At 44.7% G+C, this 6304-nt stretch carries 5 protein-coding genes; all 5 read right to left on the bottom strand.

The window, feature by feature from the left end; all coding sequences use genetic code 11:
- Positions 1-137: 137 nt before the first annotated feature.
- Positions 138-536 (bottom strand): roadblock/LC7 domain-containing protein, encoded by a 399-nt coding sequence (locus ACS8E3_RS01955; RefSeq protein ID WP_439240639.1) that lies wholly within the window; start codon positions 534-536, stop codon positions 138-140.
- 14 nt (positions 537-550) lie between these two features.
- Positions 551-1084 carry a GTP-binding protein gene (locus ACS8E3_RS01960; protein ID WP_439240641.1) on the bottom strand — a complete coding sequence of 178 codons (534 nt, stop codon included), beginning with the start codon at positions 1082-1084 and terminating at the stop codon, positions 551-553.
- A 3-nt stretch (positions 1085-1087) separates the two neighbouring features.
- Complete coding sequence (locus tag ACS8E3_RS01965) at positions 1088-1834, bottom strand: BLUF domain-containing protein (RefSeq protein WP_439240643.1); 747 nt, start codon at positions 1832-1834, stop codon at positions 1088-1090.
- A 292-nt stretch (positions 1835-2126) separates the two neighbouring features.
- Positions 2127-2486 (bottom strand): roadblock/LC7 domain-containing protein, encoded by a 360-nt coding sequence (locus ACS8E3_RS01970; protein ID WP_439240645.1) that lies wholly within the window; start codon positions 2484-2486, stop codon positions 2127-2129.
- 715 nt (positions 2487-3201) lie between these two features.
- The coding region (locus ACS8E3_RS01975; protein WP_439240647.1) for a YadA-like family protein at positions 3202-6304 on the bottom strand (3103 nt) is incomplete at its 5' end.

Consider the following 6304-nt stretch of genomic DNA (forward strand, 5'->3'; position numbering starts at 1 on the left):
ATATTTCTATTTACCGAGTATAGCACCTAACTTACAGCACTTAACTTATGCCAGCCAATAAAAAGCGCTGACTGATTATCATATCCAGTCAGCGCTTTTTATTGGCCGTATTATTTGACGATATCTCTCAAATAACCTTATTCACTTATAGTCGATATCTCACTAGCGAGCCTTTTGGTCTTATATCTTGCTTCAGCTAACGTCATCTTGCTTTGAGCAACCACAGTCAGCACGCACGGCTGACTCAGATAGTCCGTTTTGACAAAGAGCATGTTGCCCGATGTGGCCTCTACAATGGTAATCTCACACTGACCTTGCTGCATCTGACTAGCAGACGAATCGCTGAGCGCCGAAAGCGTACTACTCATCGCTGCAAACTTATCTGCTTGATTGCTCAGCTCGTTGACAGAAAAGCAACTAATAGGAAAGCCATCAGTGGTACACAAAGTCACGAGCGCAATCTCTCTATTAGTCTCACAAAGATCTTTGATACAACGTGAGAGTGCCACTTTTGCTTGGGAGTTTTCATTTACCATAATCGTATCTAATATTACTGTTCATTATTAAGAGTATTAAATAGCTGCAATAGACCAATAGCTGACTCTCGGCTTCTAGGGTCGGTATTGATGATTGGCGCGACTACATTATGATGCATGAGTACGGCTCTAACCTCTTGTCCTAGTGCCGCTAAGCTTATAGCGTCAGCGTCCTCACAGTGGGTGACCCCTACAATACAAGTGGTCTGGTTTTTCTCTGGCGCAAAAAAAGTAAGCAGCTTGTCCAAATTATTATAATCAGGGATGTCGCCGTACTTAATCAAAATAAGCAGACCCCATAAAGAGCGATTGACAAATTCCCATAAAAAAGAATAACGCTCTTGCCCTGGTACGCCATAAATACCTAATGCCATATCATCGGCTAAGGTGATACGTCCATAGTCGATACCGACGGTCGTATATTCTTTACCTATATCAATACTGGACTTTGCTTCGGTTTCAAGAGGACTTATCTCGCTTAAAGTCTTGACCAACCGAGTTTTGCCAGCACCTACTTCCCCAATTATCGCTAGTTTCTGATAGTCCACTTTTTATCCCATTCCTAAAAATCTTTTAATCGCACCATAAAACCTGCTCGGTTTTTTGGTTGGTGTCTCTTGCCGCTTTGCAGGCTTCGGCGCAGTATTAATCGCAGGCTCGCTCACCGTTAGTATTCCCGTTGACTCAAAATCTTTGATAATGTCAGTGATCTGCTGATAAGTCCCAAACTCCCCACTTGTGACTAAGCTGTCGAAGGGATAAGGGCTTTTGGTCAATTTGACGCACAAACTCATGATAAGCTGAGGCTGATCGGTACGGTTGAGATCCGGCCATGCCAGTAGTCTGAGGTGCTTGCCGTCGTAATGGTGAGTCGCTACAGTATTGGTTTTATCTAAAGTGATAAAATCTTGCAGACGTCTTTTTTGCTCATCTGTAAAAGTACTCAGCGTCTGTTGATGATGTTCGATAAATGTCTTAAAAATAGGGCCTTGATCGATAAAATCAAAGACACTGACTCCCCAACTATCAAAGCTACGATTCGTCACTTGTTCGCTGACAAACACCCACAGATCTCTATGCCGAGGGTCAGCCGCCACTTTTGCCATTAGATTATCTATCTCAATAGCAGGCCCTTCTAACACTTGCACGTATTGGCCGTGGCGATAAGATAAAATACCAGTGATTTGCGCGGCCGGATTGCGTTTGCGAGACATCTGCACGATGTTTGACAAACCCGCAGGTAGAGTGATACCGCGCTCGTTAGCAGTCGTTCTACTGACATACGCAATACATTTCATGTTGCCCTCACTTAAATAAGGCATATAAAGTAGCTCGGTCAGTTATGTCGCTAGCTACTGATAGTTAAAGGGTAAGTATTGAGTCATCGTTTTTTGAAGTATAAGCAACAAGCAATGACTCAATAACGAGAAGCGTGATTCTATAGCCCATTCATGATATAACGGTCATCCATCAAAAACGCTACAAGGATAAACTTTTCTGGCGTACTGCTGGTGCGAGGCTGCACAACAATATTAAAAAAGCATCCTAGTAGCGCTGTAACCTGTTTACATCGGATTGGCTATCGCTTATTTATACTTCCAGCTTAGCTTCGATGCCTTGTACTTTACGACGAGCCAGAGCTAGGTTTGATTTGGCTTTATCAAGCACTAAGTACAAAAATAGACCTTCGTGCTGCGCCGCTGGACGAATGATATGAATCTGCGAGCTTAGAGTGATTAAGATATCGTCAATCTCACCTTGAATATCTAGGGATTTCATCGTTGCCATTTTGGCTTTGACCACTTGCGAGTTACCTGCAGCTGCTAGCTCTAAATCAACACCGCCACCAGCCATACCTAGTACCATGCCTGACATGTAGTCGACAATACAGGTACCCATAGCGCCGTCTACTTCCATTAATTCTTTTAAAGATTGATCGATATTTGACATTTTATTTTCCTAATTACTTACGATTTATGAAGCACATATGCTTTATATTTATAATAAAGTGATTTTTTGCGCCGTATTTTGTCTAAAATTACTATTGTGAGCTGCTCATTGTTCGTTAATAATAAGTCTAGACTTTGGTTAATTTTCCTAAACTATCTTGCCTTACCTATTAGGCAATTTACATGGTAGCTTTAGTGCCTGCTATTATAGTAACTAAGTCAACTATTAGCATCCCTATAACTAACCAGTCATCGTTAGATGACTACCGCTTAGAGAAAAACTCAATAATTATTGGCTTTTTATAACCTTTGAGAGGCGTTCTAGTAGCCGAATTAATTATCCAAAACGGCTAAATACGTTTTACTTCTAATCAACTATCGCTCGATAAAATAACTAAATAGTGGTTGGCTAAACCATGAAAAATGCTCGACTAGCGACTCATAAATATCTTGTCGATTAGATAAAGAATGCATTTTAGATTGTTGTAGCCTAAAGCAAAGCCATATGGAAGAAGCAATGGAGGAAAGTACAAGAGACTTTCACTGAAACGAAGGTGTTTGAACGTGCATCTAATAATGAAGCAGTTAATAAGGTAGTTGAAGCTTATTACTCAGGTTTTCTACAAAACGATAGAGGCGATCTATCTCGTAGATCGCCTCTATTACTTTTATTCTTCTGCTAGAGTTGATTCCTTAGTTAATGAATCAATTAACACTTAGTTAATAACGCCACTGACACCAACGCGGACACTTGCACCGCCCTCGGAGTCTGCTGCGACACCACCGGTCAAGCTCCATCTACCACTAACCGCAGTATGACGTAGCGAAGCACCGACTGCGTTTTCGCCTCTATGGAAGCCTGCTCCTACCGCATAAGTGAACTTACCCGGCACGTAAGGCGCTGACTCTAGTGCTAAAGTCGCAGCAATACCGGCTCTAGATTCTTTTTCGACATCATCGATTCTATAGCCCAGCTCATTGAACGCACTGCCAAAGTTACTCTCAACGGCTCTGAGCTGACCGACGTTGACCGCATCTTTAGGCGCTATACCATCTGCAACACCAGTGACCGTTTGACCACCAGCATTAATACCCTGATCGGCAGTAATACTAGGCCCGTTGACAATGGACAAGCCATTATTATTCACTGTCGTGTTGCCTGCGGTGAGGGTGTTCGCCGTGACGCTAGTGACCTTTAGGTTTTGAGAAGTGGCGACTTTAATACTGCCATTATCATCACTTAACACGATATTGTCTCCAGTCACAAAGTTGGCGGTATTGCTACTTTGATTGACGGTCTTGACGTTCTTACCATCGATTTGAGTGACAAGGGACTGCATAGCACTATCGGCTCTGACTAAGCTTGCTTTGGTAATGTCGCTAAGATCAACCGCATAGTTGGTAATGTTATTGTCGTCTTTGAGACCTGCGGTAACCGTCATAGCAGTAGAGCCAGCTGAGGCACTAGCTCCATCAGCATGAATGACATAAGTATCTTGGCCATCAGCACTTAAGGTTTTTACTACTGGTGCTATATTAGTGCCATTAACAAACACTGGTTTGGCACTAGCGACGGCGGTTCGTACATCGTTGATATTTGCCGCGTTGGTGCCGACTATACCGCCACTTGCTACGTTGGTGATCTGAGTGCTGCCAGCATCGATACCACTCGCTGTAACGCTAGGCCCTGTTGACCCATCGTTGCCTGTAAAGCTCAAGCCGTCTTGGTTAATTACCGTGCTATTACCCTTGTTATCACTGGCGCTTAGACCATTAGCGCCATAAGAGGTACTACCCTCGGCATTAGTCACCGTACTGCCTGCGGTAGTAAGCGTGGTGCTATTGCCTTTGCCATCATCAACGGTGACACCGTTAGTGCTAAGCGAAGTGTTACCTGCTTTAACGCTAGTCACATCGAGGTTATCGGCTGTGGCGACAATGTACTTAGTAGAGCCGTCTTGGTTTTTGTCTTGAGTCACGGTAATATTCTTACCCTGCTCTACTGTAGTTTTTGCTTGGACAGCAGCGGTATTCACTGACTTGATAGCATCGTGGATATTGTCTTTGCCAGTATCTCCTATGTTGGAGGTAGTGATGATGCCGCCGTTATTGACCGTACTGCCGCCCATAACGTTAGTTAGTGCATTGGCCGCATTATACAGCTGACTACCATTGACAACCTCTGTACTACCTGCGGCGATATCACCAGCTGCAACATTGCTAATCTTATTATTACCGTTATCTAGACCGTTATTGGTCAGTCTAACGACTTGATTGCTACCACCCTTGAGCGTAACACCACTATCATTAAGCAAAGTATTGCCAGTAGTCACGCTACCTTTACTCCCTAGATCGAGAGTATCGCTCAGTACTACTTCAACCTTACCTTCGTTTTCTTGAGTGGTGATGTTAGCGTTAGAGCCGATCACCTCTACTGCTTCGCCTAGGTTTTTTTGTACCGTTTTGCCATCAGCAGCTTTGATACCGAAACCTAGGGTAGTGACACTGCCGCTAAGCTGACTTAACTGCTCTTGGGTTGCTGCGACGCCGCCAGTATAAGTAGCGCCAGCATCGAAAGTGGTGTTAGAGAGGTTAGACACTGTGCCGGTGTTGCCATTAATTTTGACAGCACTAGCCTTAGTACCCCCTACATTAATGGTGTCAGCTAATTTAAGAGTGATACCATCAGCCGATCCAAGCGCGGTGGTGGTTAGGTTAGCGTCAGTATTAAACTTAATCTCTTCGCCTAAAGCGAAGGTCTTTTTAAGTTTGTTGTTGACGTTGAAGTTGATGCCTTTGGCGATATTGGCAGTGTTGCTAATAGTACGACCATCAAGGTTGCCTAATGCCGAGCCTACGTTATTGAAAGCAGGAGCATTCGTTCCACTATTAGTGCCATCATCTAACACATAGCTTGGTGGGGTATAAATGTCGGTGTCCGCATCATAGCTGCCGCCTAATGCAGTAGTGTTACCGATAACGTTTTGGTTGGTGTCAAACAGCTGGCTGCCATTAATGGCATCGGTTGAGCCTGCTTCAACAGCTCCAACGCCTACGCTTGTGAGCTTGTCGCCGCCGACGTCAAGACCGTTAGCGCCGCTGGTGAGAACGGTGTTGTCTCCTGAGGTATCGCCAATAGTGACTTGGGTGAATTCAACTTCGTCTTTGGTGGAGACGGTTAAGGTGGGGACACCTTCTGTGCTATCTACAAGGAAGTTGATGTTTTTGCCTGAGTCAATCGCTACTCGATCTCCCGGCCCGATGTTGGTAGTACCACCATTAAAGGTGGTGCCGCCGTTTTGTCCAACCGTGATACCCCAACCTGCATTGGCGACATCACTGACTGATTTTAGCTGGTCTTCTGTCGCCGCTTGGCCTGAGATGAAGTTACTTGGATCAAAGCTTTGATTGGTTAGACCACTGACAGTGCCTACACTACCGTTGATAGTGATAGGGTTATCCGTTGGTGCACCTACGTTAATAGTGTTGGCAAGTCCTAGGGTAATGCCATCATTTGATCCAAGCGCGGTGGTGGTTAGGTTAGCGTCAGTATTAAACTTAATCTCTTCGCCTAAAGCGAAGGTCTTTTTAAGTTTGTTGTTGACGTTGAAGTTGATGCCTTTATTGATACTACCGGTGTTTGTCGCGACTTGCTTATCGACTGCGCTGAGCTGCGACACATTGACCGCATCCGTATCCGCGCCGCCCGCTGCTACATTGGTTAAGCGCCGCTCATTACCAACGCTGCCGACACTGACGACATTGCTACCCGTGGATGTTCCTACTACAGAAGTGGCACCAGTTGGGATAAAGCTCGCT

This window comes from Psychrobacter sp. 2Y5, from assembly GCF_051847375.1.
Taxonomy (GTDB): domain Bacteria; phylum Pseudomonadota; class Gammaproteobacteria; order Pseudomonadales; family Moraxellaceae; genus Psychrobacter.

Excerpts from the sequence above, each read along its gene's own strand:
- ACS8E3_RS01955 (WP_439240639.1), bottom strand. The coding sequence starts at position 536 with ATGGTAAATGAAAACTCCCAAGCAAAAGTGGCACTCTCACGTTGTATC.
- ACS8E3_RS01965 (WP_439240643.1), bottom strand. The coding sequence starts at position 1,834 with ATGAAATGTATTGCGTATGTCAGTAGAACGACTGCTAACGAGCGCGGT.
- ACS8E3_RS01970 (WP_439240645.1), bottom strand. The coding sequence starts at position 2,486 with ATGTCAAATATCGATCAATCTTTAAAAGAATTAATGGAAGTAGACGGC.